This window comes from Akkermansia sp. N21116 (assembly GCF_029854705.2).
In the GTDB taxonomy this organism is placed as follows: Bacteria; Verrucomicrobiota; Verrucomicrobiia; order Verrucomicrobiales; family Akkermansiaceae; genus Akkermansia.
On the sequence record NZ_CP139035.1, the window covers coordinates 209,311 to 232,885 of the forward strand.

General features: G+C 50.1%; 24 protein-coding genes. 10 read left to right on the forward strand and 14 right to left on the reverse strand.

Annotated elements, in window-relative coordinates:
- The first annotated feature begins 48 nt into the window (after positions 1 to 48).
- Positions 49 to 372 (forward strand): CD225/dispanin family protein, encoded by a 324-nt coding sequence (locus tag QET93_RS00810; protein ID WP_280132643.1) that lies wholly within the window; start codon positions 49 to 51, stop codon positions 370 to 372.
- Positions 373 to 377: 5 nt separating this feature from the next.
- Here the strand turns inward: QET93_RS00810 and QET93_RS00815 are convergent, their stop codons facing one another.
- Entirely contained in the window at positions 378 to 1,130 is a 753-nt protein-coding gene (locus tag QET93_RS00815) for an alpha/beta hydrolase (RefSeq protein WP_280132644.1), read from the reverse strand.
- Between the two features lie 30 nt (positions 1,131 to 1,160).
- Positions 1,161 to 1,835, reverse strand: a complete 675-nt coding sequence (locus QET93_RS00820; RefSeq protein ID WP_280132645.1) for an alpha/beta hydrolase — start codon at positions 1,833 to 1,835, stop codon at positions 1,161 to 1,163.
- Positions 1,836 to 1,932: 97 nt separating this feature from the next.
- Here QET93_RS00820 and QET93_RS00825 point away from each other — a divergent pair, with 97 nt between their 5' ends.
- From QET93_RS00825 to QET93_RS00850, 6 genes are all read left to right on the forward strand, one after another.
- Positions 1,933 to 2,517: a hypothetical protein gene (locus QET93_RS00825; protein WP_280126650.1), complete on the forward strand. Its 585-nt coding sequence runs from the start codon at positions 1,933 to 1,935 to the stop codon at positions 2,515 to 2,517.
- Between the two features lie 19 nt (positions 2,518 to 2,536).
- Complete coding sequence (locus tag QET93_RS00830; protein WP_280132646.1) at positions 2,537 to 3,913, forward strand: FAD-linked oxidase C-terminal domain-containing protein; 1,377 nt, start codon at positions 2,537 to 2,539, stop codon at positions 3,911 to 3,913.
- Positions 3,914 to 3,961: 48 nt separating this feature from the next.
- Entirely contained in the window at positions 3,962 to 5,176 is a 1,215-nt protein-coding gene (gene lepB / locus QET93_RS00835; protein ID WP_280132647.1) for a signal peptidase I, read from the forward strand.
- An 11-nt stretch (positions 5,177 to 5,187) separates the two neighbouring features.
- The gene (locus tag QET93_RS00840) at positions 5,188 to 6,045 is read left to right on the forward strand and encodes a phytoene/squalene synthase family protein (protein WP_280132648.1); all 858 of its coding nucleotides are present in this window, start codon (positions 5,188 to 5,190) and stop codon (positions 6,043 to 6,045) included.
- A 153-nt stretch (positions 6,046 to 6,198) separates the two neighbouring features.
- Positions 6,199 to 8,034 carry a phosphoenolpyruvate carboxykinase (GTP) gene (locus tag QET93_RS00845; protein ID WP_280132649.1) on the forward strand — a complete coding sequence of 612 codons (1,836 nt, stop codon included), beginning with the start codon at positions 6,199 to 6,201 and terminating at the stop codon, positions 8,032 to 8,034.
- A gap of 131 nt (positions 8,035 to 8,165) precedes the next feature.
- The gene (locus QET93_RS00850; protein ID WP_280132650.1) at positions 8,166 to 9,038 is read left to right on the forward strand and encodes an ankyrin repeat domain-containing protein; all 873 of its coding nucleotides are present in this window, start codon (positions 8,166 to 8,168) and stop codon (positions 9,036 to 9,038) included.
- Between the two features lie 12 nt (positions 9,039 to 9,050).
- Here QET93_RS00850 and QET93_RS00855 read toward each other — a convergent pair whose 3' ends face one another.
- The 6 genes from QET93_RS00855 to QET93_RS00880 all read right to left on the reverse strand — a co-directional run bounded on the left by QET93_RS00855 (position 9,051) and on the right by QET93_RS00880 (position 13,640).
- Positions 9,051 to 10,685 carry a hypothetical protein gene (locus QET93_RS00855; RefSeq protein WP_280132651.1) on the reverse strand — a complete coding sequence of 545 codons (1,635 nt, stop codon included), beginning with the start codon at positions 10,683 to 10,685 and terminating at the stop codon, positions 9,051 to 9,053.
- A 149-nt stretch (positions 10,686 to 10,834) separates the two neighbouring features.
- A complete protein-coding gene (gene bioD / locus QET93_RS00860) occupies positions 10,835 to 11,494 on the reverse strand; it encodes a dethiobiotin synthase (RefSeq protein WP_280126643.1) in 660 nt (219 codons plus the stop codon).
- A 24-nt stretch (positions 11,495 to 11,518) separates the two neighbouring features.
- A complete protein-coding gene (locus QET93_RS00865; RefSeq protein WP_280126642.1) occupies positions 11,519 to 11,671 on the reverse strand; it encodes a hypothetical protein in 153 nt (50 codons plus the stop codon).
- Positions 11,643 to 12,458, reverse strand: coding sequence for a diadenylate cyclase CdaA (gene cdaA, locus QET93_RS00870; RefSeq protein ID WP_280126641.1), 816 nt, complete (start codon positions 12,456 to 12,458; stop codon positions 11,643 to 11,645). The genes QET93_RS00865 and cdaA overlap by 29 nt, the downstream gene beginning before the upstream one ends.
- Positions 12,459 to 12,552: 94 nt before the next feature.
- Positions 12,553 to 13,356: a TatD family hydrolase gene (locus QET93_RS00875; RefSeq protein ID WP_280132652.1), complete on the reverse strand. Its 804-nt coding sequence runs from the start codon at positions 13,354 to 13,356 to the stop codon at positions 12,553 to 12,555.
- A 14-nt stretch (positions 13,357 to 13,370) separates the two neighbouring features.
- Positions 13,371 to 13,640, reverse strand: coding sequence for a hypothetical protein (locus QET93_RS00880; protein ID WP_280132653.1), 270 nt, complete (start codon positions 13,638 to 13,640; stop codon positions 13,371 to 13,373).
- A gap of 257 nt (positions 13,641 to 13,897) precedes the next feature.
- Here QET93_RS00880 and QET93_RS00885 point away from each other — a divergent pair, with 257 nt between their 5' ends.
- Entirely contained in the window at positions 13,898 to 15,238 is a 1,341-nt protein-coding gene (locus tag QET93_RS00885; protein ID WP_280132654.1) for a UDP-glucose/GDP-mannose dehydrogenase family protein, read from the forward strand.
- Here the strand turns inward: QET93_RS00885 and QET93_RS00890 are convergent.
- On the reverse strand, positions 15,192 to 16,004 hold the full coding sequence (locus QET93_RS00890) for a hypothetical protein (protein ID WP_280132655.1): 813 nt from the start codon (positions 16,002 to 16,004) through the stop codon (positions 15,192 to 15,194). The two genes, QET93_RS00885 and QET93_RS00890, sit on opposite strands and share 47 nt — an antisense overlap.
- A 342-nt stretch (positions 16,005 to 16,346) precedes the next feature.
- Here QET93_RS00890 and QET93_RS00895 point away from each other — a divergent pair, with 342 nt between their 5' ends.
- The gene (locus QET93_RS00895) at positions 16,347 to 17,003 is read left to right on the forward strand and encodes a hypothetical protein (protein ID WP_280132656.1); all 657 of its coding nucleotides are present in this window, start codon (positions 16,347 to 16,349) and stop codon (positions 17,001 to 17,003) included.
- Positions 17,004 to 17,092: 89 nt separating this feature from the next.
- The gene (locus tag QET93_RS00900; protein ID WP_322190040.1) at positions 17,093 to 19,609 is read left to right on the forward strand and encodes a glycosyltransferase family 92 protein; all 2,517 of its coding nucleotides are present in this window, start codon (positions 17,093 to 17,095) and stop codon (positions 19,607 to 19,609) included.
- On the opposite strand, the gene QET93_RS00905 is transcribed toward QET93_RS00900, so the two are convergent.
- The 5 genes from QET93_RS00905 to QET93_RS00925 form a co-directional block, all read right to left on the reverse strand.
- Positions 19,602 to 19,763, reverse strand: a complete 162-nt coding sequence (locus QET93_RS00905) for a hypothetical protein (RefSeq protein WP_322190041.1) — start codon at positions 19,761 to 19,763, stop codon at positions 19,602 to 19,604. The genes QET93_RS00900 and QET93_RS00905 overlap by 8 nt on opposite strands.
- A 6-nt stretch (positions 19,764 to 19,769) precedes the next feature.
- The gene (locus QET93_RS00910; protein ID WP_280132658.1) at positions 19,770 to 20,228 is read right to left on the reverse strand and encodes a hypothetical protein; all 459 of its coding nucleotides are present in this window, start codon (positions 20,226 to 20,228) and stop codon (positions 19,770 to 19,772) included.
- The gene (locus tag QET93_RS00915; RefSeq protein WP_280132659.1) at positions 20,228 to 21,382 is read right to left on the reverse strand and encodes a tetratricopeptide repeat protein; all 1,155 of its coding nucleotides are present in this window, start codon (positions 21,380 to 21,382) and stop codon (positions 20,228 to 20,230) included. Before QET93_RS00915 ends, QET93_RS00910 begins: the two co-directional genes overlap by 1 nt.
- Positions 21,383 to 22,075: 693 nt before the next feature.
- Positions 22,076 to 22,531, reverse strand: a complete 456-nt coding sequence (locus QET93_RS00920; RefSeq protein WP_280132660.1) for a hypothetical protein — start codon at positions 22,529 to 22,531, stop codon at positions 22,076 to 22,078.
- A gap of 109 nt (positions 22,532 to 22,640) precedes the next feature.
- On the reverse strand, positions 22,641 to 23,573 hold the full coding sequence (locus QET93_RS00925; protein ID WP_280132661.1) for a hypothetical protein: 933 nt from the start codon (positions 23,571 to 23,573) through the stop codon (positions 22,641 to 22,643).
- Positions 23,574 to 23,575: the final 2 nt, after the last annotated feature.

The following is a 23,575-nucleotide window of genomic DNA, read 5'->3' on the forward strand; positions in this document are numbered from 1 at the left end:
CTTATTTGCAAAAGAGGGATTTTTCGGATAGATATACAGGCAAACGCCATGAACAGGAATATCCATCCATCAACGATCAAGTCTCACCTGGTTCCGGCGATTTTCGTCAGCCTCTTCCTTTTTCCAACGGCCTTTTTCGCCATCCGGGAAGCGAAAAAATGCAACGAAGCCCTTGCCGATAATAACTGGGAGGCTGCGCAAAAATATTCGCGCAATGCCCGGAACTGGATCCTGATATCCGCCATTCTGGGAATTGCAATCCTGGGCGTCCTGGCATGGGTGGTTTACATGCTTTGGCCTCATTTCGTCCAGCTCTGGGACAATATCCGTTTCATCATGTCTGACGATTACCCCGTCTATTATACAGAATAGGCAGCCTAGCCCACGAACCTGAGAAAACGTCGGACATGCCCCAGATAACTTTCCGAGTTCATCTGAAAGACATTGTTATGCCCTCCTCTGGCAGAAAACATGATCACCCTCTCGGAGCGTCCCTCGAACAATTGATGAAGAGCCGTGCAATGCCGAAAAGGTACTAAAGTATCTCGCAATCCATGAATCAGCAAGACAGGATTGTGATAATCCTTTACCTTCTCCGGGTAATTGAAAAAATCATCAAGTCCCTGCTTTTCGTTGTTCGTCAGCGGCCAGCGTTTGGCAATGAAGTCCGACAAGCAACTATAGGCGCTTTCAAGGATCACCCCGGAGACTCCCGGACAACAGGAGATACTCTGAATGGCCGAGAATCCACCCAGAGATCGGCCAAAAACGACAATTTTCCCGTTTCCTTCCTGCGCCACGGCCTCCATCACCTTCCCGGCATCGCTGAGCACATTGACAATATTCAACCTGCCGGTCGACATCCCGTAGCCGCGATACTCGGCAATGAAACAATTCCAGCTACCGGCTCTGGTAATCTCTTCGACTAATTCGGATTCAGCATAACTTTCGGCACATTCCCCGTTCCCGTAAAATATAACGACAGCTCTCTTTACTCCGGGGTAACAGATATATTTACAGTGCAATGTACAGGTGTCATCCACCCGAACCGGGTAGGAATTCTCCATTTCATATGTCACCGGGAAGAAAATTTTTCCATTAAGATCTTCATTGTCAAGCAATGATTTCATATCGTCATTCATCTCTTGTCCTCCTTTTATTCAATCTTCTTCGTTCACCTGCCGAGTACCGGACATCACTCTTGCCGCCAGCATTTCCACCGGGCTGGCATCGCCTACAGGAGACTCATCCATCATACTTGCGGGATCCCGGTGGGAATACAACAACCCGCGGCCGGGTACGCAAATGGTACCGTCATAGGCCAAGTTGACATCGGCCTCCTCGCATTCCCCCCATCTCCCACCTATACGGGGAACGATATCCAGCCATCCTCCTCCTCGGGATAAATACGTATTAATCCACAATCCGACACCCTGCGCCCGATCCGATGTCTGGCGACGACTCACCGCATCAATGGTCAGCACGTCCAGCCGGCATGCATCATGTTGTAAAAGCCGGGCTACCTGCATGGAAGCGCTCCCTCCGTAGCTATGGCCAATCAGGACAAGGTGCGTTTCAGGAAAACGATCCAGCAGCCGTTCCAGATCAAAGGCAATGCGATCGCATCTGTCACCAGCCAGCCCCCAGCCATCTCCATCCCAGTGGTAATATCCGGAAACCCAGCTTCCGGGGACATCAAAGCCGTCAAATCGTCGCCACAATCCATGCATAATCCCCAGCCATTTGTCGCCAAACCCGCCAATGAACACAACACCGTAGTCAGGACGTTGCATGCCGTCACTGAGAGGAATCGGATTCTGGTCATAAATTTTCATTGCCACTCTTTTTATATCAGGGTGAATGTCAGGAATCCACAACGATTTGCGCACATCATGCTTGACCTATACGCAAAGAACGCGCCATGGTAACAGCATGCAAATCATCGTGCACCAATGGGCTTTCCCCGGTTCGTTTGAACGCCTCGCCGAACTTCCCCGCCAAGAAATCGTCAACGACTGGTTCGGTTTTGACGTTGATCCCTCCGCTCAATACTGCTTTGCCACAGACGGAACCGACCTGTGGTTCCTCGCCTCCCGAGAAACACCCTGCACCGTCCATCCCGAATCCGGGCCGGGCCAATTCCAGGAAGAGCTCTGGAAATACGATGTTGCCGAATGGTTCATGGCTGCCGATGATAGCACCAATTATTGGGAGTTCAACCTCGCCCCCAATGGAGCATGGTGGGCCTGCGCCTTCTCCGACGTCCGCACGAAAAACGACAATATCCCTGCTCCTCAAGGAATAGAGACCCTCTACACCGGAGAAGACGGAGCCTGGACAACCATGGCTAAAATCCCTCTTGCATCGTTGACCGGCGTTGACATCCGCCATTGCAAACTGGCAGCCGCCTTCATCCTCAACAGTCCGGAACAACTCTTCCTGACAACTACGGACGACCTCAATGGCGAACCGGACTTCCACCGTCCCGAAAATTTCACTGCGCCTGTTCTCAAATAATCCACTCCGCCCCGGAAACATGAGCTGGATTGACGAACTCCGATCCTTGCTCGGCAACGCCGTCGTCCTCACCGACGATGATGCCCGGCAAGCCCGATCCGGAGACAAATGGTACGCTTCCCGCATGCCGGATGCAGTCGTCCTGCCCGGTAGTACGCAGGAAGTCTCTTCCATTATGCAAATCGCATCGGCGGCCTCCATTCCCGTAACAGCTCGGGGGGGAGGCGTCGGTTACGTTGGAGGATGCGTTCCCATACGAGGAGGCATCCTCCTTTCCATGGAACGCATGAACCGTATTCTGGAACTTAATCCGGAAGATGGGGTCGCCGTTGTCCAGCCCAACGTCATCACAGCCGACCTCCAGAACCAGGCCGATGTAGCCGGGTGGTTCTATCCTCCCGACCCTGCATCACGGAAAGAATGCACAATCGGCGGCAACATCGCAACAAACGCCGGTGGCCCCAGATGTCTCAAATACGGCGTCACACGTGCCTATGTCCTCGGCCTTACCGTCGTCCTCGCTAATGGGGAGATCATCCGGTGCGGAGGCCGAACGCACAAGAACAAGTCAGGCTTCGATCTTACCTCCCTGTTCATCGGTTCGGAGGGAATGCTCGGCATCATCACGGAAGCCACCCTGCGCCTCATTCCCCATCCTCAGGCACGCATGGCATTAAGCGTCAGCTTCGATTCCTTCCCCACGGCCGCACGAGCCGTCCAGGATATTCTCAATGCCGGTCACCTGCCATCCGCTCTGGAAATTACGGACAGCTTCACCCTCAACGCCGCACGAGAGTACCTCCGTTCCGACGCCCTGCCCTCCGCAGCCCGGGGACATCTTATTGTAGAAATCGACGGACGGCAAGCCGGACTCGAACAGGAACTCCGTGAAATCCGGCAACTCGTCCACAATCTCGGCGCCATCAAAATCGACCAAGCCATTTCGGAAGAAGCCGTTGAAAACATCTGGCAGCTGCGCAGGGAATTCTCTTACAGTCTGAAAGCTACCGGAATGACGAAACTCAATGAAGACATTGTCATCCCGCGTTCCCGCCTCGTCGAATTGGTCGAATTCTGCCAAAGCCTTCAACGGGAAACCGGTATGCAAATAGCTTGTTTCGGCCACTCCGGCGACGGCAACATCCACACCAATATCATGGTGGAAAACTACAAAGAACCCGAACAAAAAAAACAGGCGGATTCCTGCGTCGACCGCCTTTTCCAATGGGTGCTTGCCCATGAAGGTACCATTACAGGGGAACATGGCATTGGATTGGCCAAAGCCAAATGGTTTCCGGAAGCAGTCGGTTCCCCGGTCTTTGAACTCCATAGCCGACTAAAACGCGCTCTCGATCCTCAAAATATTCTCAATCCGGGAAAGATGGGATTGCCTTGACGGAAATTTGTGCTTTTATCTTTCTCCAGCATCCCACATCATCGCATCGTGACCTTTCTCCGTCAAATCATCAACTTTATCCTCGACTATTGCCTGGCATGGTTTTTACCGAAATGGAGAAGGAAGGCTTTGCTTATTTGCAACGGAGCAACCAAATACGTCAACTACAAGAGGGATATTCTGCCTGCCGAAAAAATCCGGCATATTGAAGGGATGATTTCCAAGCTGAAAGCCAGCCTCCTCGTCTGGAACAAGGAAGAGTCCATCTCTGATGCCAACAAACTTGAAACAGTCATCGACGCTCTGCCCGGATCCTCCACATCCTCTTTGGCGGAAAACGTGGAAGTCCTGTTTGTCATTCTCGTCATCTTCCTCGGCATCAAAGATTACATCGTCCAACCCTTCCGCATCCCGACCGGATCCATGTATCCTTCGCTCAACGGCATCCGCGTAATCTCCTGCGATGAAGAACCGGGCATCCTGACTCGCCTTGCCGATGCCGTCACTCTGGGAAGTTCCTACGTTGACGAAAAAGCCGATACGCACCAAACCATTGTCGGTTACCGCCAGTCCACCAAATGGCTTCTCTTCACACGTACGACAATCGTTTTTAACACTGGGGCAACCATTGATATCCCATCGGCTCAAAATGAAGTCTCCGAATACTTTGTCCGCACCAAAGGCACCAAATTCGCATCTTTCACTCCTGGCGAAACTATCATCAAGGCCCGCATTGATGCGGGGGATCTCATCCTGGTGGACAAAATATCCTATCATTTCCGCAAACCGAAACTGGGAGAAGTCTTCGTCTTTAACACCAACGGAATCATTCCCCTGAAGTCCTATACCGGAGACCAGGCCAATGCCACCCACTACGTCAAGCGCCTCTGCGGTCTGCCCGGACAAACCCTTACCATTAACCGTCCAAATCTCCTGATCAACGGTAAAAATCCCGATTCATGGACCATCCGCCGAGTCGAAGCCTGCAAACCTCCCTATAATCCTGTCGGTTACAATCCCGTCATTCAGATCATTGACGCCAGAACCAACCTGCCCATTCGATGCTTCCTGGCAGAAGGGCAATCTCTCCGCCTGAAGGAAAACCGGCAAAATCCTCTCCTCAATCAATATGCAGCCCTCGGTGACAACACAACGAGTTCACTCGACTCACGTTACTGGGGACCTGTATCACAATACAATATCGTCGGCCCGGCTGCCTTTGCCCTGTGGCCCTTTACAAGCCATTGGGGACTTATCCCCTGAGTCGTTCGTCCATGTCCCAAGCCGCAGAAATTACCCGCAAGGCCCAATCCAACCTGGCCTTCGCCCTGATTGACCTCCCAGAAACCGAACGCCGCCACATGGCGGAATTCTACGCCTTTTGCCGCACTGTCGATGACATTGTGGACGAACCTGGCATGACGCCGGAAGAACGTCATGCCGCCCTGGACCGCTGGGAGCAGGTCGTCAATGGTAACGCCTCTGATCTCAATGAACTGGAAGGAGACGTTGCCCGCCTCATCTCCGAACTGGATCTGGACATCACCCCGATGATGAAACTCATCGCGGGATGCCGTGCCGACATCAATCCCGTCCAGCCCAAAACCCGGGAGGAACTGCTTGAATATACCTACTGCGTCGCTTCTTGCGTCGGGTTGACAAGCGCACGCATTCTGGGAGCCACCGAAGCCGCTTTCCCCTATGCCATCGCCATGGGACATGCCTTGCAGATGGTTAATATTATCCGCGACATCTCCGAAGATTATAATCGGCACGGCAGGATTTATCTTCCGGAAGAAGACCTGAAACGATTCCAATACACCATCCAGGACATCGCCAACGGTATCCACTCCCCCAACCTCCAGGCTCTTCTCCAATACGAGGCAGAACTTGCCGGACAATTTTTCCAGAAGGCGGAAGACCTTTACAACCGCCTGTCTCTACAGGACCGTAACGCCCTCATTCCGGCACAAGCCATGGCTCTCATCTACGGCAATATCCTCGCCAAGATGCAAACCGACGGCTTCCACATCTATGCCAAAAGGTACCGTCTGAACACTTTCCAAAAACTCTGGTACCTCTTCCGTGCCAGATTGGGTATCTCAGACCGGAAAAACAAGCCTGTTGCCTGAATCCGTCCCGGAGGAAAAACTCCGGCAGCCATCTCTTGCTCTTCTGCTGCAAGACAATACACATCGGACGACATAGCTTCCCGATATGATGCCACAATAGGTCAACAGCGCAAGCTTGCCAAAACCGAAAAAAAGGTTTATCCTTGGTTTGCCATGAAATTGACTGGTACCACTCACGAAGCTGCTAAGAAGTGGGTCGAAGAAATCGCCCAACTTTGTACGCCCGACTCCATCTATTGGTGCAACGGTTCTCAAGAAGAAAATGATGAACTTTGCGAAATGATGGTCCAAAAGGGCACATTTATCAAACTGAATCAGGAAAAACGCCCCGGCTGCTTCCTGGCTCGTTCCACCCCTTCCGACGTTGCTCGCGTCGAAGATCGGACGTTCATCTGCTCCGAAAAGGAAGAAGACGCCGGCCCGACCAACCACTGGGCAGACCCCGTCAAGATGAAGGAAACTCTCCGCGGCCTCTTCAAAGGCTGCATGAAGGGTCGTACCATGTACATCATCCCCTTCTGCATGGGCCCGCTTGATTCCCCCCTCGCCAAAATCGGCATCGAAATCACCGACAGCCCCTACGTTGTCGTGAACATGCGCATTATGGCCAAGGTTGGCGCTGAAGTTCTCAAGCGCCTCGAAGACGAAACCCAAGGCGGCGGCAACCCGAAGCGCGACGGCTACGGTACGTTCGTTCCCTGCCTCCACACAGTCGGTTCCCCGCTGGAACCCGGTAAAGTTGACGTTTCCTGGCCCTGCAACGAAGAAAAATACATCTGCCACTTCCCTGAAACCCAGGAAATCTGGTCCTTCGGTTCCGGTTACGGCGGCAACGCTTTGCTCGGCAAGAAGTGCCTTGCTCTCCGCATCGCTTCTTCCATTGCTCGTAAGAACAAGTGGATGGCCGAACACATGCTGCTCCTGGGCATCGAATCCCCCACGGGTGAAAAAGTTTATGTCGGCGGTGCTTTCCCGTCTGCCTGCGGCAAAACCAACCTTGCCATGCTTGTTCCCCCCGCTTCCTATCGTGAAGCCGGTTGGAAAACCTCTATCGTCGGTGACGACATCGCTTGGATCTGGCCCCATGAAGACGGCACATTCCACGCCATCAATCCTGAAAACGGCTACTTCGGCGTAGCTCCGGGCACGTCTTACAAGACCAACCCGATCGCCATGGAAACCATCAAGAAGAACGTCATCTTCACGAACGTCGGCCTGACCGACGACGGCGATGTCTGGTGGGAAGGTATGGACGGAGAAGCTCCCGCTCACGCCATCGACTGGCAGGGTAATGACTGGACTCCGGACTGCGGACGCAAGTGCGCTCACCCGAACGCCCGATTCACCGCTCCCGCCTACCAGTGCCCGACGATTGATCCCGAATGGCAGAATCCGGAAGGCGTTTCCCTGTCCGCCATTCTGTTCGGCGGCCGCCGCGCCACCACGATGCCTCTGGTCTTCCAGAGCCGCAGCTGGGAACACGGTGTCTATGTCGGAGCCACGATGGGTTCCGAAATGACCGCCGCCGCCTTCGGCCAGATCGGTCAGGTTCGCCGCGATCCGATGGCCATGCTTCCCTTCATCGGCTACCATGTCGGTGACTACTGGCAGCACTGGCTTGACATGGGCAAGACCGTCAAGAACCCCCCTCTGATTTTCAATGTCAACTGGTTCCGCAAGGATAAGGACGGCAACTTCATCTGGCCGGGCTTCGGCGACAACATGCGCGTTCTCGACTGGATCCTTCGCCGCGCCAAGGGCCAGGCAACAGGAACGGAAACCACCCTCGGTGTTTCCCCGTCCTATGCCGAACTCGACAAGACCGGCCTCGACTACTCCGAAGAAACGTTCGCCACCAACATGCAGCTCAACAAGAGCGAATGGCAGGCCGAACTGACAAGCCAAACCGAACTTTTCGACAAGGTCGGTTCCAAGCTGCCCAAGGAACTCGAAGCCATGCGCCAGTCCCTGATCAAGGCTTTCGCCTAAAATTGAGACAAAAGCATCAGTATCATTCCCACAGGGTTGCCTTTTCAGGCAACCCTGTTTTTTATTATAGCTTGGTTCTGCTCTACTGTTTCCACTTGAGAATCCGGAGAAACCCGTTATGATCCAGCACTATGCGCCCCAGCAATGCTTCCACTAGCTCTCTTCTTGAAGAAATATCCGATCGCCTTGAAAGCATCCAGAAAAACGCTTGGGGAGATTACGACAATTACCCGGAATACAAGAAGCACGATATGGACGCCCTGACCCAGCTGAAAAACAGCCTCCAGGTACATGCACCACGCTGTAATTCCCGGGGACCAATCCGCAACCTTCACATTGCCTCGGCAATGAATCTTCCGCAAACCACCCTTTACCTTCTGAAAATAGGAGTTCCCTTGAATAGCCCGGATTCGTGCGGATACACGCCTCTGATCCTTGCGGCATCCAAAAATGCCTTCATGATTGTCGGCGAACTGCTCAAATACGGAGCCGATATCAAACACCGGGCCGATGAAGAAGGCGTTATGGCCCTGCATATGACCGGGGGAGCCGAATCGACCCAACTTCTTCTAGCTGCCGGAGCCGATCCCAATAGCCTTGATTTCGGGAAAAACACGCCATTGCACTGGGTAGCCGGTACGCCGGACGACAATGCCCTTCTTTCCGCTCAGCTTCTCTTGGAAGCCGGAGCCAAAGTCAATGCGATCAACAAAGCGGGGGAGACACCTCTCTTCCGCGCCACATGGACGGACGTCAACCCGGAAATGGTCCGCCTCCTCATTGCGGCAGGAGCGGATATCAACCACACCACTCCGTCCGGAGACACTCCCCTATGGGCAGCCGTTTACAGTGCCAACCCGGCAGTCATCAAGATTCTGCTGGGGCACGGGGCAGATCCCAATGTCCGTCAGGAAAAGGGGATTTCCCCCCTGCAATTCGCCATGGAACAATCTATGCCTGAAGAGATCATCCAGACACTGGCTGCCTACGGCGCCCAAGTCTGAGATCCCCGGACTTTATTCCACGTAATCGTAAAAATAACTCACGGTCACCGGTTTTCCGTCCGAAGGAATCTTCAGGTTCCATTTGATTGTTCCATTCGGATTGATACTGCCGGTCCAGTTGGGTTCCGTCGTACAAACGCCTCCTTCAGAAGCGGATTGAGGCACGCCGAGTACCTTCTTGGTAATTTCCAAGGGGACATCTTTGCCGGACAAATTCCTGATTTTCAATGTACCGTAAACGACATTGAGCATGCGATCCTTGTTATTCGGTGCCTCACGACGCTCCATGATCTTCTCGGAACGCTCAGTCACAATATCCATCGACCTATTAAGACGTACCGTTGCCGTTTCTTTGGACGGAGTGAACATAATGATCCCTTGTCCGGCAAAGCGATTGCCCGTCGTCAGCTCAATGACGCCTGTCGTCAAGGGCATATTGAAGGAGTTTTCCAAACGAATGCAGTGCCAGATATCCCTCGAGGGATCCTGACCGGAATCCTCCTGGCCCTGATAGCGGGATAAAATACGCTGATTGGGGATTTCCCACGTATAAACCATCGTGTAGGGCACTTCGCCGCTAAAGAGAGGAAAAGTCACCGTCTCATTTCTCTTGCAGGTAAAATTTTCTACGGGGTAGTAGAACAAATCCTCCGTACGGACGGAATCGGAGGGATTCTGCCCGCCAAACCGCCCAGCCTCCGCAAAACCTTCCGGTAAAAAATTGGCCCTCAAATCCACCTGCTGCGCAGCCATGGGTATCGGCCGTCCGTTACCGAAACCGGCCAGTCCATTCAGGAATCCCTTCAAATCAAGTTTCATGGCGACCGGTGAAGGCAACGAGGGATACTTCAGCGTCGGCACTCCGGTAATCAGATCGAGCTTGACCCCGTCCAAATCCACCAATTCATTCATAACCGATGCCTTGACGGACATGATCGCTTTCCCGGGATTCGTCATATCCAGGTGGTAGGACGGAATCCAGGAAATCCCCGAAGAAATGCTGGTCGCCGTCAAAATGGCGCCGGGAACCGGTTTCTCCAAGGCCAATTCGACGCAAGGAGTCTTGACGTCACGCATGGGCAACAAAGCATTCAAGGAAGAAAACTCAATCTGTTTGATGCGATCCTGAGAAAGAACCACCAGAGTTCCGGCAGTCGTCTTGACTACCAGATACGACTCACCCTGATCATGATCCTCATCCCTTCCACCAATTAGATTAGGATTTGGAGCAGTTTCTTCATCCTTCTTCAGCCCCACAACCATGCCTTCGACAACACCGCTCTCGGTCACGATGCGAATCTGCTTGCCGGGATTGGCATTGGCTACATCCACCATACTGGCTCCCCTCACCAGGCGTTTCTCCGTCTTCTGGCTACTGACAAGGCAGGTAATTTTAGCTGGATGTGAAGCGGAAATCCAAAACGTTCCGAATGCCGGCACAGGCAGATTCTTCAGCTCCATGGCAGCCCCTTCTCCAGTTTTACCCCTCATCGTAATAAAGCCGTACCCATTCTTGAACAGAGAAACCCGCACAGGCTTCATTGTCACGGCATCCGCACTCTCCGCTTGCGCCATGCCTCCACCCACACCCAATGCAGACAGGAAAAGACCTGCCGCAACCAGTTTCTGAATTCGAGAATCTGTCATTCTCTTATCGTATGCGCTGAAAGGGTTCCGTCAACAGGTAAAATCGTCTTCGTCAGCCTTGGCACCGCAATTCATTCAGAAATAATCGCCACATTCCCCTCCGGGAGCCCCTGGCTTTTGGGGGTGGTCGATCTCACGATACGCAACAATCAGGCTTTCTCCATTCCACAGATTCCTCCGAGAATGGCATCGGCATCCAAATAGTCCTGACCATGAATCAGTTCTTCAAGGACAGGCACATCGACCATTTCCTCCAGCATGGCACGGTTCGTGATGCTGGCAGTATCCCATTCTTCCTGGACATTGTTGAAAATGATCCCGGCACAGCGAATCCCCTGTGCCTTCATGGCATTGACTGTCAAAACGGCATGATTCAAAACACCGAGCTTGTTGTTGACAACCAGCAAAACCGGCAAATGCAACTCACGAGCATAGTCACTGAAATTGACACCGGGAGCCATCGGTACCTCCCAGCCTCCGACTCCTTCCACCAGCACGCAGTCATGCTCGGCTGAAAGGCGTTCATAAGCTTCATGGACAAGGTCAAAGTCGATCTCCGTATTCTCAAGCCGCGCGGCAACACAGGGAGATGTGGCATTCTTGAGATATACCGGGTTGATGCGCTCCAGCGTCAACGCCTCCAGACCGGAAGCAGCCCGGAGCTGGCGCGGATCCTCCCGGCTGCCGCAAGCAACCGGCTTGAATCCGGCAATATCGATGCCTTTCTCTCTGAGAGCTTTAATGATCAGGCAACTGACATAGGTCTTGCCCGCGTCGGTATCCGTACCGGTTACAATGAAATTCTGCATGGCGGCAATTTTGAAGGAAGAAAATTAGGGATGGGAACGACGGATTTCATCCCTGCGGTATCCGGGATCCTGGGAAACGTATTGCTGTTTGACGAGCGTCCAGACTCCAAGCGCCAACAGCAGGCACAACAATTTTGCCGGCCAGTTTTCAATGAGTATCTTGATGTTCCTGATCATGGGAAGTTTTCTTTTGAAGGAGGAGGGATTCGAGACGTTTTTTCAATATTTCCAAGTCGACGTTGCGTTCCAACTTTCCGCCGACGGCAATAGATACACTACCCGTTTCCTCGGAAACCACAACGACAACGCTATCCGTCTCATCCGTCATGCCGACACCGGCACGGTGGCGCAATCCCAGAGAACGGTCGGACATCTCCCGGGAAGTCACCGGAAACACGCAGCCGGCAGCCACCATGCGCTCGCCGGCAATCACCACTCCGCCATCGTGAAGCGGGGTTTTCGTATAAAAAATGGAAAGGGCCAGCTCCGGTGAAAACAGGGCATCGATAATGACCCCGGAATCTTCAATAGACTTCAGGCTGATACCACGTTCAAAAGCGAACAAAGCACCCAAACGTTTATTGGAAAGCTGGGAAACTGCCTTGCAGAAGGTATCCAGGAAATCCACCCGCTGGATTTTAACATACTTGGACAGCAAGGGATGGCTACCCAGCTTAGCCAGCCCGCTACGCAGTTCCGGCTGGAAAATCACCACCAGAGCCACAGCCAAGCCCGGAGCCAGTACGCGGGTAATCAGGAATCCGATTACATTCAGATGGAAAAGATAGGTAACCAGCGTCAGAGCGACAAGACTGAGGATCAGCCCCACCATGATCCGCGCCCCGCGCGTCGCATGAAAGGCCCGGTAGATCTGGTAGAAAAGAGCCCACAGGATAATGATCTCAACGATGGCGCGCAGCACATCCTTGATATCTTCCTGATTCTCGACAATCCATTGCCACATGCGCGTAAAGTATAGGAATCTCTATCCGTTTGCAATAGCAGAGCCAGACCGTATTCATTCCTGCCGCTGCGCATCCCCCCTCCCGCCGTGTTGGTCACACACCGCGGAAATGAGGAGAGCCTCCCATAAAAACAGCAGGATTCTTCAACACGATTGTCTCAATATCACTGCGAGACCATCCGCGCCGGGCAAGCTCCATCCCCAGACGAGGTACCGCCAAGGGATCGGAATCCCCCCAGTCGCACGCGGAATTGACCCAGACATGGTCATGCCCGTATACTTCCAGCATGTCCGCGGCACGGCACGGCGTCAACTTGCTCGTCGGATACAGAGTCAGACCGGCCCAGTAACCAGCCTCCCGGACAAGCGAAAGGGTATGTTCCTCACAGTGATCCACTAAGACACGGTCCGGAGACAAATCGGGACGGTTCTTCAGCGCGGACAAAATAATGCGCGTCCCCTTCAGTTTGTCTTCCATGTGCGGCGTATGAATCAGCACCAGCTGACCTTCGGCAATAGCGAGATCCATGTGTTCTTCCATAATCTCAACCTCATGAGCCGTATTGCGGTTCAGTCCAATCTCACCGATACCCAGCACATTAGGTTTCTTCAGGAATTCGGGGATCATCGCCATCACCTCCCTCGCAAAAACGGGATCCTCCGCTTCCTTCGGATTCACGCAAATCCAACAATAGTGGTCCAGACCGAATTTGGATGCCCGGAGAGGTTCGTATTCTGTCAACTGCATGAAATAATCCCGGAATCCGTCCGGGGAACAACGGTCAAATCCAGCCCAGAAAGCAGGCTCGCCAATCGCGACGCAACCGGCCAAAGCCAGAGCCTTGTAATCATCCGTCGTCCGGCAAACAGGGTGTGAGTGAGGTTCGATAAATCTCATGGCTGTCAACAGGTTCAAGCATTCAAATCAGGGGCGCCACAGGCGGCCTTGCCAATAACGGACTCAGTTGGCGTCTCGCCCGGGAAGGATAAAGCCTCCAGGATGCGTCGCGTCCTCTCCACTCCCGCATCCTCTAGCAAAGGCAGGGCATTCAACAACGCATCCCAGCGGAAATCACCCTCACCGCCGGCACGCTCAACCCGGTCCAAAAAAGCAGCCAAATCCAACAAACTCGCCCGAGCTGCTGCGAAATCGCGGTCCAGCACATCAGTTTTCCTATACATGCTGCATATTCTATGTTCTGTCTCAGCCAAGGCAAGATTCAATCCCGGATTGGAAAACAAAAGTTTGTCAGATCTAACTCAATATATTCCGACGGTAAGATAAAGCCCTCTGACACAACCATCACACCATGCCGATTTTGGCGTTTCTCCCTTGATCTTTTCTTGCCTCAATTCAAATTTCCAAATTCCTTCCAATAAGTTCAACATTGACATCGCCGTTTCATACGGCTTATTCTATTCTGAACTTTTGTATCCTCATGAGAATAGCAATCATCGGTACCGGCTATGTGGGCCTTGTTTCCGGAGCCTGTTTTGCAGAAATGGGAGCCAGTGTCACCTGCCTGGACAAAGACGCCCATAAAATCAACCAGTTGAGGAACGGCATCATCCCCTTGTACGAACCGGGGTTAACGGCCATGGTAACACGCAATCTCTCTCAAGGCAGGCTCGCTTTTGAATCAAAACCGGAGCAGGTGCTCAATAACGCCGATATCTTCTTTATCGCAGTCGGCACCCCTTCCCAGCCCGACGGCCAAGCCGATCTTAGCAGCATCGAAGCCGTGGCGCGGCAAATCGGACAAAATTTGCAGCACGACACCGTCATCGTTGTCAAAAGCACCGTCCCTCCCGGAACCTGCCATCACCTCAAGAAAATCATTGAAGAAGAGATCCGCCTTCGCGCCGGCGACGCAAGCTTTGAACTCGCCTTCAATCCGGAATTCCTCAAAGAAGGCTCCGCCATCAAGGACTTCATGAGCCCGGACCGCATCATCATCGGGGCAGATACATCCAAAGCCGTTCGCATATTACAAAAACTCTATGCTCCTTTTATGCTGAAAAACGACCGCCTTTTGGTCATGGATACGGTTTCGGCAGAAATGAGCAAATACGTCTCCAACTCCATGCTGGCCGCCCGCATTAGCCTCATGAACGAAATATCAAGACTCTGCGAAGCAGTCGGAGCAGATATTTGCCGAGTCAGGGAAGGAGTCGGCAGCGACACGCGTATTGGCAACAGCTTCCTCTACGCAGGATGCGGCTACGGAGGCTCGTGTTTTCCAAAAGATATCAGGGCATTGATCCGCACGGCAAACGAACACGGAGTGACCATGGATATTCTTGAAGCCGTCGAACAATGCAACCAGCAGCAAAAGCGTTTCCTCATCGGCAAAGTCAAGAAAGCCGTCGCCCAAACCTCCCGTGACCAATCCTCTACCGTCGCCCTTTGGGGACTTTCTTTCAAACCGGAAACGGACGATATACGAGAAGCTCCATCCATGGCGTTAATTGAGGAACTGCTCAAAGACGGTATCCGGCTCCGCGTATACGACCCGGCAGCCATGGATTCAACCCGCCAACGCTGGGGAGAAGCCCTCTACTATGCGGACGATATGTACGATGCGGCCTCCGGAGCCGATGTGCTTGTTCTCACAACAGAGTGGAAGGAATTCCGCCTTCCCGACTGGAAAAACGTCTACCGTTCCATGGCTTCCCGCCACATCGTCGATGGCCGTAATATCTATTGCCGCTCCGATCTGGAGGCTTGGGGGTTCACCTACCAGGGGATCGGTTGTTCCTCGACGGTTGACCTACCGTAATCCTGCCAGTTCCCAAGTGAAGGTATTCCTCTGCCCCCGGAAAATCCCACCAGTAAATGCGGAAGACTTCTTCCCCCTCCGAGGCTGTACCGATTCCCCCGCCTGCAGGCGCCAGCTCCCCCAAATGCCCCCGGTGGTTGATCCACCCCCGCTCCAGATCCAGCTCCACCGTATCTCTCCACCTCGGATGGATACACTCGAAAATGCTGTCCTTGTACGCCCGGCCCGGCAACTCCACATTCACGAGCAAATGTCCGGCTTCCCCCGCTTCCTCCAGCCGGTCCGGTTCAACACGGGGAGAAAAGAAGAGATAACGGCTCTGTTTTTTCCCCTCACAGTCCAGTTCAGTCTTTGTTTCCAATGAATCATAAACGCGTTTCAAAACGAATTCGTCGGCAGTCCGATCAAAATGTTTCCGGTCACAGCCTTCCCTGACATAAGCTTCCGTAAAGGCGGCAGCCCTCCACATCAGGGCTGGTTCGCCTCCGAAAAAACCGCCCGCCACATGCGCCCTCCACGGTACATTAATCAAAAACAACGCAGACGCCAGAAGCTCTCTCCCCGCTTGGCGCGCAAAACACATATCCGCATCAATGAAGTAAACGTAATCGTAGTAACGGTATAAATCGTGTTTCTTCAAAAACCTGTCGATAAATAGCATTTTGTTGAAGGCAGTAAACGGCCAGACTGTCTTCCGGGCCGGGTGGAAGAAAGCACCCCGCAATTCCAGATCCAAATCGCTGAAATAATGAAAATCCGTCTCCATGTCCGGAAAGAAAAATCTTTGGTTGAACGGCAAACTTATCCGGAGAAAATCATGGTAGCTATTTCCGAGAGCCAAAGTAAATAGAGCAATCCGGGGCATTGAGGTCGGGGGGGGGCAAGATTCTTCATTCTGTTTGTGCCGGGCGGCATCTCACGCCAATCGGCATAAAACTAATTCTGTCCTTATACCATACACCTCTCCCGGAACAACGAGAAAAACATACGAGCCCCCCCATGTTCCCGGTACCTTTCCGGTTGCATCCATGGAAATTCTGGATTAGTCTGTGAAGATAGTCTTTCAAGTATTTCCTAGGCAGCAACACCATTTCTTTCTCCTACCTCCATGCCAGCGCCATCATTCAAAATACTCGTCGTCAGCCTTCCCGGCTCTCCCAAAAGGGATGTTATGAGACAGAGACTTTCCGCGCAACACCTTACCTGGGAATGGGTCGATGGAGTTCGCATCGCCACGATGGAAGAAATACCATGGTGGGAACGGGAGGGGCTGGAGGCCTACTGCATCGCACGACTCAAAACAACTCCCGAGTACGTATGCCGGGCTGTCGGATGCAAGCGGGCGATGCGCAAAGCAATCGCCCTGGCAGAAACATGCAGTGAAGACTGGGTGCTGATCCTTCAAGATGACGCAGTCCTCGCTCCGGCCTTCCGGGATCGACTGGAAGGGCTGCTCTCCCTGGTGCCCTATGAAGCCGGCTGCGTCATGCTGCATCGGGGAGGCAGCCGCGTTGCTGAAATCGACGGCTGGCAACGTGTCACCGGCGACGTCCGCAGCATGACCGCCTTCGCTATCCGCCCATCTTTTGCCCTAATCATGTCCCGAGCCTTAGAGAACTGGAACAGTGAAACAGACCGCATCTGGGGCCACCTGGTTCGCCAGGGAGAAATCATTCTTTCCCCCACCCCCATGCTCGTCACCTGCTCCCAAAAACAAAGCGACATCATCGGCGGCATCCCGGAACTCCGATGGCTATGGAAATAACCCCCGTCATCTTCCGCCAGCCCCCTCTCCCCCTCGCACTGAAAACTCCGGCAAACAATCCTCCCCCCTCCTTACCCCGCTCCCACCTCATGTCCACCTCCGTCCCTCCCCCACTCCGATGTGTCTTCCTCCAGACTCAAGGCGAAATCCTTGAAGCAGCCGACAGCCTTGCCCAACTCGGCTACACGGCGGAAGCATACCCATCCACACAAGACATATCCTGCCTCAAAGACACCTACCCTAGAAAAATACTGGACTTTTTTTACCCCGGCTGGAAAGACCACACCCCACCCTATGTTCAATCCTTGAGAAGCTCTTTTGCCGGAATGCTACTCGACGAACGCTTCATGGATGACGACTTGATCATCTTCGGAGAAAGCGATGCCGCTTCCGTCACAGAATCCGCCCTGCTCCGTAACGCTCTTGAACGTGAACTCCGGGAACACCCGGAGACCGATATCTTTCGCCTCTACCACCATACCATTCTCTCCCAGGGTCCTCCGCCGTCCCATCCGGAAGATTTCCAATTTGAACCGTTCCGGACAAGCTCCCGGACCAAAGGCTCCCGCTACGTATGGGGTTCCCACGCACTCGTCATCCCGGCATCCAAACGACAAAAAATCGCAACTCTTTTCCGGGAATGCGCCTACCCGATCGACAATGCCATTGAATTAGCCGCCTCCATGGGACATATCAATGTCCGCGTTGCCTCATTCAACCACTTCTACCAGCAACCCCGGACGCACTATCGGGACAAAACCGTCTCATTCGCATGGAAACAGCGGGAATTTGCACTTTGCCTTTCGGCATATTGCCCGGAACATCTGGACCGCCTGCTCACTTGGGCTTTGGCGGAACATTACCCCGGACTCCGCATCTTCGTAGCCGTCAAAGGCATAACCGAGCCGGTCTTTCACAAACTGATCCTGCCCCGATGGCAGGCATCCATCGCCTCAGGCACAGTGTCATTACGGCTGTTTCCGGGTAAAAATCCGGCATCCGATGTACTCGACTCAGTTCGAGGCTTGGAAACAGGGCGTTTCGACCACTTCCTGATCATCCGGGAAACGGACATGCCTGCCCCCGGGCTACTCCGCATCTTGAACGATTTCCACGCCACCATCCCCCAGCACGACTCCGTCTACTACAAGGGGAGCGTCTGGAAACATCAAAAAAACGCCCCCCGCCCATGGAAGGAAGAAGAAACCCCGCCGACATGCTTTTCACTGACGCAGGAAGCATTCGAAGCTTTCCGCCGACTTGAATCCAGCACCCCGCCGGAACCCTGCGGAGAATCCATCGACACGATTCTCTTCCCGCTCGTCTCCCGCCTGGGAAGCCGCAACATCTCCTCCGGACTCCCTCCGGACTTAAGGTCTGCATTCCTCTGGAGAGACACCCCGCCCTCCCTCCGAGGCCCGGAAACATACCGGAAAGCACATGCCGGCAGACTCCAGTACTATGCTCCGGCACCATCCCTGCAGGAACACGTACTGGAAATCCGCCACCCTTCATGGAACGATGCCTTTCGTATCATCGGCCACGACGGCTGGCGCACCCAAACCGGGGCTCATGCCGCCATCCTCTCATACGATGAAGAAGAATTGAACATCAAATGGGATTCCTGGGGATACGAGCGATTCATTCGCGACGAAAAAGGGATTTTCCGTCTGGCGGCACCGGTCTCTCCTCCCGCAGAAAAGGATGTTCCTCAGCAAGCGGCCTCCCCTTCACAAACAAACGCACCCAACAACCGGGAGGATCTTCATCAGAACAACTCTCCGGACGCCCTCCCCCCGCTTCCCGAGCCCCCCGCATTGCGCTGGGGCGTTTGCGCCGTTGCCATCCTCCGGGAATCATATTATTGGCTGCAGGACTGGATTGAATTCCATCTGAGGGCCGGAGCCTCTCTCGTCGTCATCTACGACAACACAGGAAGCACCGCCAGCAAGGATCCCAACTCCAACCCGCGTTTTATCAATGGCTACTTCCAAATTCAACAAATCAGCAAGAGAGGAGAAGAATATGGACGCCTCACGGCTCACCTGACCGATGCTCAGATCCTGGAAGAAGCTCACGCCATCGCCAAACGATTCGGAGAAGAGCGCGTCCGTATTGTTCCCTGGCAACCCAGAGATCCGAAATCGGGGCGTATCATCCATGGACAAATCGAATCATACGAAGATTTTATCGATCAATCGGGCCATGAAGTAGACTGGTGTGCATTTATCGACATTGACGAATACCTTTACTGCCCTCCGGGTCATTCCATCGGTAAAATCATCGAACAAACCGAACGGGAATCGCCCGACATCGGACGCTTCCTCATGAAAGGCTATCGGTTCCAGCAAAGATGGGGAACCGACGGACCGCTCAACATCGCTTCCTTCCGGCAGCATCTCCCCGTCACAAACGCCGCCAAAAAAAATCTGGTCCGTGTCCGGGATTCCGCCAAAGCATCCGTCCATTGGGACTGGAAAATGAAACCGGGAATCCGCACTCTGGAACCACCCGAATCCTATCTGGCCTACTGCCATTACAACGTTCCGGAAGATCAACTCATCAACACCCAAGCGCTGATAGATCCGAGAGGGTTCCTCAAATAATCAAACCCAAAACATCCGACCCTGTGGCCAAGTCTCTTTCACAGTCAATCGATGATTTCTTTCGGATAGCAGTTACGTCAAATCCAGTAAAGAACGCCACTTTTCCTGTTAAAACAGGGATAGCTCCATTCTTAGAATATTTTTCTGCATCCATTTCAATTCAATCCTTATAATAGAAATCATCTTTTTCTGAAAATGAAAACTCGGAATTGAATATCTTCATCCATTTTTTATAAAATTCAAAAGATCGCCTCGCCGAATCATCACGATCCATTATTTCTTTATACCATTCAGCTGAATCGGTAGCCATTGGAGAATACCAGAATGAATACGATTCCTTACCTATCACAAAATATAATATAATAAAATGACTATCAGGAATAAACACATCTCGAATCTTTTTTTCCTTTAACAATTTGAAGGATTCCACAAAATCATTTTCAAATTTGTTTTTATGAAAAAAGTGAATTCGTATTTCTCTATAACCATCTTCATAGGCGACATACCTATGTGCAGAATTACCTGTTTTTTGCGAAGATGATAAATAAGCAATCACTATCAATGCAACTATAATAAGGGACGTTCCTATTACAATGCTGCTAAAAATACTGCGCTTCATTATTTAGTATTCTTGGTTCCATGATCTGTTGCAAGGCAACGTTCAAGATTTTTTTTCGCTTCAGGATTCCCTTGCCGAGCTGCTTTTTTATACCATGTAAGAGCTTTTTTGATATTCGCAGGAACACCTATTCCGTGCTCATAGCATAATCCCAGTCGGTTTTGTGATGGACTATACCCACGCGTTGCCGATTTCAAGAACCATTGCGCGGCCAACCCGGCATCTGCCTCAACTCCATATCCATCTTCGTAGCAAATGCCAAGGTTATATTGAGAATCAACATTTCCCTGTTGCGCCGACTTGTTCCACCATTTCAGAGCCATGCCTTTATCCTCACAGGCCATGGTTCCCAACCCATTTTTATAGTAATGCCCCAGAATATTCTGCGCTACGGAATGCCCCTGCTCTGCTGCCTTTTGGAACCATCTTAGAGCTTCCTGATCGTTTCGAGGCACGCCTGTTCCTTTCAAATAGCGAACGGCAAGTTCAAACTGGGGATAAACATACCCGTTATTCGCAGCTTCCAACAATTCATTCATTGAAAAATTCGGCGACCTCACATCAGGCAATCTCTCATTACTGCTGCCACCCCTTCTTTGATCGCGATCATTGATAAGCTGATCAAAATCCTTCTTGAGCTTTCTGGTCGCAGCAGAAGTCGCCAAGGTCAATTTGACATTATTGTTCAATTCGCACATTAGCAAAGGAGCACTGACCAATTTTCCTTGGCTAACAATAGCCACACGAAGAGGACAAGCACTTGTCATGCTGGACAATTTCTTCGCTCCGCCTTCTTCGAAAACAAGCATTATACCCTCTTCATCCGGCAAATGTAATTGATTGATATTGCAAAAAACAGGATCAGCATTTCCCTGACTATAAAACATATACACATCCTTCACATCTGAAAAATCAATATAGGTTCCTTTCTTCTTCAAAACATCCCTTGATTCAAACCATATATTTTCATGCAAAATTTTCCCCGAGGTAGTTTCAAACGCATAATCGAGCTTTTCATATCCATCCTTTGGCATATCTCTCGACTGCTTAAAATCCAGAACAGGAAATATCTCAAATACATCATTGGAAATCTCCTGAGACCACAATTGATGTGACACAAATAAACAACAAAAAATAATCAATATGATTTTCATCTATAAACCTCTCCATTCCATAAAAATAATTCGTAAAATATTACATAAAACATAGATATCTCTACCTTAAAAATAATCAGATAATTTTTTCATATCGAATCTCGTCTGACGGGATAAAAAAGCAAATCATCGCAATCAAGGCTCTCTACTGATTTGATAAATTGGGCACAAGGATTATTTTCTTCCACATTACATTTTGCAATAAGAGTCATACTCCTATCTTTCAATATTTTAATATTCGAAAAAAACAATACTTTAGAATTATCAATAGGCATTGTATACTCGCCTAAGTAAACACTATCGTCAATAAGGCAAAAAACTTAATGTCTTTGATCACCATCTTCTATATCAATGATACCATCTTTATTTATTTTATTCCAATAATGTATATTAAGTCATAAAAGACAAGACATTAATCATCATAAGCAATACGTCCATATAGAACCATCCATAAGAAATAACTCAGGCATACATAAAGATCAGAATTATTCTTGTTACAATCAATCAAAACTCCTTTATCATAGAAAACATCGAAACACATGAATTAGAATCATCCCGAAAAATCAACTTCCTCTTATTCAATTTTACTGAAAAGAGACAAAAATTCGTCATTTCAACATTGATCTTATTGAGGCCCAAATAATTTATCCTCATTAAAACGTTTTTATCAGATATTAATTCATATTTTTTTATTCATCGAAAAGGAAAGAAACAATTTGAATCTGTATTTACAAAATCATATCTATCTCCAGTAGCTCCTAAAAATGAAAATTCATATCTTCTTTGAGAAAAAGCTAATCCTATCTCTTGATATTGGGAATAAAACACCATTGATCTATGGGTTTTCTTCCCAGGAACAAATTCGCCGGAAAGACATATTCTATTCGATTCTTCAGTCCTTTCCAACAAAAAATGTTTATGCTCGATAAATTTCCTTCTATCAAATAAAAAAGACACGCCAAACAAAGAAAAACAAACAAAAATTGCAGGATAAATTAAAAAATGAAACAATCCAGCAGCTAATATAAATAGTAATATGGAAATTATAAAACAAATACCCACCCATTCATTTCTTCGAACGCCATTATTCCTCGAATAGATAAATATTAAAAAAGATATAATAAGTAAAAAAGCTACAATTAAAATCATATAACAATTTACGCCTAATATAGTTAAAAAATATCCATATCACCAGATATGTTATATTTAACCTCTTTTCTTCTTGTCCAAAATCCCAATTTTACATCATAATGCGTAGTTAACCTTCTTTGCGGATTGTTTCCTTTCTCTTTTCCTTCAGAACTACTTTTTCATTCAGCCATTTTTCAAAATTCTCGAACATTGCATCTGTAGACTTGCAATAACTGCTTGGCAGATAGTAAAGAATTGTTCTCAGCAAATAAGTACTATCATCCAAAAGTTCATATTTTACATTCCCTCTTTTGAGTTCATTCAAACATTTTCCCCTAATATCCTTATCATATATTATGCTACATCCATTAACATTTTTTTCAAACTGAAGGCTTTCCCGAATAATTTCGTTATCGATACAAATCCAATATGAAAACAATGTCCTCATTAAATCATAATATAAATATCCGCAATCGATATTTTCCCTATTGAGTGCCTTGGTGATACAATTTAATAGATCGATATATGATTTCAAAAAATAATTCTCATCAACAAATTTTTCCCTTGTTTTTATTTTAAGCACATCATTGATTTCATTAAATTTCAGACCCGCCTTTTTTTGAATATATTCATTATATAAATCAAATCTAGGCGACTTTTTGAGCACATGAAAAAAGTCATCGATTACCCACGAACATATATAATCCTTATCTTTATAAAAATTGTAGATGTCGATTATATTATTACCAATCAAGGAAATCATTTCCGTTTTCAATTCATCTCCGCGGCAAGGTAAATCCTTAGTTTTATTTTTATCCAAGGAAAAATTCGTATATCCCAGCACAATAGAGTCTGGTATAAATAGATAATAAATCTTGAATTTACTCCAAAAAAAGTCGCTATATATTTCTTCTATTTCATCTTTATCCGAATATTTGAAATCATAATATTCGCTTTCTCCGAATAATTTGAGACTAGTATATATAAGTAGCTGATCCATCCCCGATGCATCAGCCACAGAAATGAATGCAAAACAAAAAAGCAATGATAAAATTTTCATCT

Coding starts and splice junctions, on each gene's coding strand:
- QET93_RS00825 (WP_280126650.1), top strand. CDS start 1,933: ATGCAAATCATCGTGCACCAATGGGCTTTCCCCGGTTCGTTTGAACGC.
- QET93_RS00830 (WP_280132646.1), top strand. CDS start 2,537: ATGAGCTGGATTGACGAACTCCGATCCTTGCTCGGCAACGCCGTCGTC.
- QET93_RS00890 (WP_280132655.1), bottom strand. CDS start 16,004: ATGGAGACGGATTTTCATTATTTCAGCGATTTGGATCTGGAATTGCGG.
- QET93_RS00895 (WP_280132656.1), top strand. CDS start 16,347: ATGCCAGCGCCATCATTCAAAATACTCGTCGTCAGCCTTCCCGGCTCT.
- QET93_RS00885 (WP_280132654.1), top strand. CDS start 13,898: ATGAGAATAGCAATCATCGGTACCGGCTATGTGGGCCTTGTTTCCGGA.
- QET93_RS00900 (WP_322190040.1), top strand. CDS start 17,093: ATGTCCACCTCCGTCCCTCCCCCACTCCGATGTGTCTTCCTCCAGACT.
- QET93_RS00855 (WP_280132651.1), bottom strand. CDS start 10,685: ATGACAGATTCTCGAATTCAGAAACTGGTTGCGGCAGGTCTTTTCCTG.
- QET93_RS00915 (WP_280132659.1), bottom strand. CDS start 21,382: ATGAAAATCATATTGATTATTTTTTGTTGTTTATTTGTGTCACATCAA.
- QET93_RS00925 (WP_280132661.1), bottom strand. CDS start 23,573: ATGAAAATTTTATCATTGCTTTTTTGTTTTGCATTCATTTCTGTGGCT.
- QET93_RS00850 (WP_280132650.1), top strand. CDS start 8,166: ATGCGCCCCAGCAATGCTTCCACTAGCTCTCTTCTTGAAGAAATATCC.
- cdaA (WP_280126641.1), bottom strand. CDS start 12,458: ATGTGGCAATGGATTGTCGAGAATCAGGAAGATATCAAGGATGTGCTG.
- QET93_RS00810 (WP_280132643.1), top strand. CDS start 49: ATGAACAGGAATATCCATCCATCAACGATCAAGTCTCACCTGGTTCCG.
- QET93_RS00815 (WP_280132644.1), bottom strand. CDS start 1,130: ATGAAATCATTGCTTGACAATGAAGATCTTAATGGAAAAATTTTCTTC.
- QET93_RS00920 (WP_280132660.1), bottom strand. CDS start 22,531: ATGATTTTAATTGTAGCTTTTTTACTTATTATATCTTTTTTAATATTT.
- QET93_RS00865 (WP_280126642.1), bottom strand. CDS start 11,671: ATGATCAGGAACATCAAGATACTCATTGAAAACTGGCCGGCAAAATTG.
- QET93_RS00910 (WP_280132658.1), bottom strand. CDS start 20,228: ATGAAGCGCAGTATTTTTAGCAGCATTGTAATAGGAACGTCCCTTATT.
- QET93_RS00845 (WP_280132649.1), top strand. CDS start 6,199: ATGAAATTGACTGGTACCACTCACGAAGCTGCTAAGAAGTGGGTCGAA.
- bioD (WP_280126643.1), bottom strand. CDS start 11,494: ATGCAGAATTTCATTGTAACCGGTACGGATACCGACGCGGGCAAGACC.
- QET93_RS00840 (WP_280132648.1), top strand. CDS start 5,188: ATGTCCCAAGCCGCAGAAATTACCCGCAAGGCCCAATCCAACCTGGCC.
- QET93_RS00905 (WP_322190041.1), bottom strand. CDS start 19,763: ATGGATGCAGAAAAATATTCTAAGAATGGAGCTATCCCTGTTTTAACA.
- QET93_RS00880 (WP_280132653.1), bottom strand. CDS start 13,640: ATGTATAGGAAAACTGATGTGCTGGACCGCGATTTCGCAGCAGCTCGG.
- QET93_RS00820 (WP_280132645.1), bottom strand. CDS start 1,835: ATGAAAATTTATGACCAGAATCCGATTCCTCTCAGTGACGGCATGCAA.
- QET93_RS00875 (WP_280132652.1), bottom strand. CDS start 13,356: ATGAGATTTATCGAACCTCACTCACACCCTGTTTGCCGGACGACGGAT.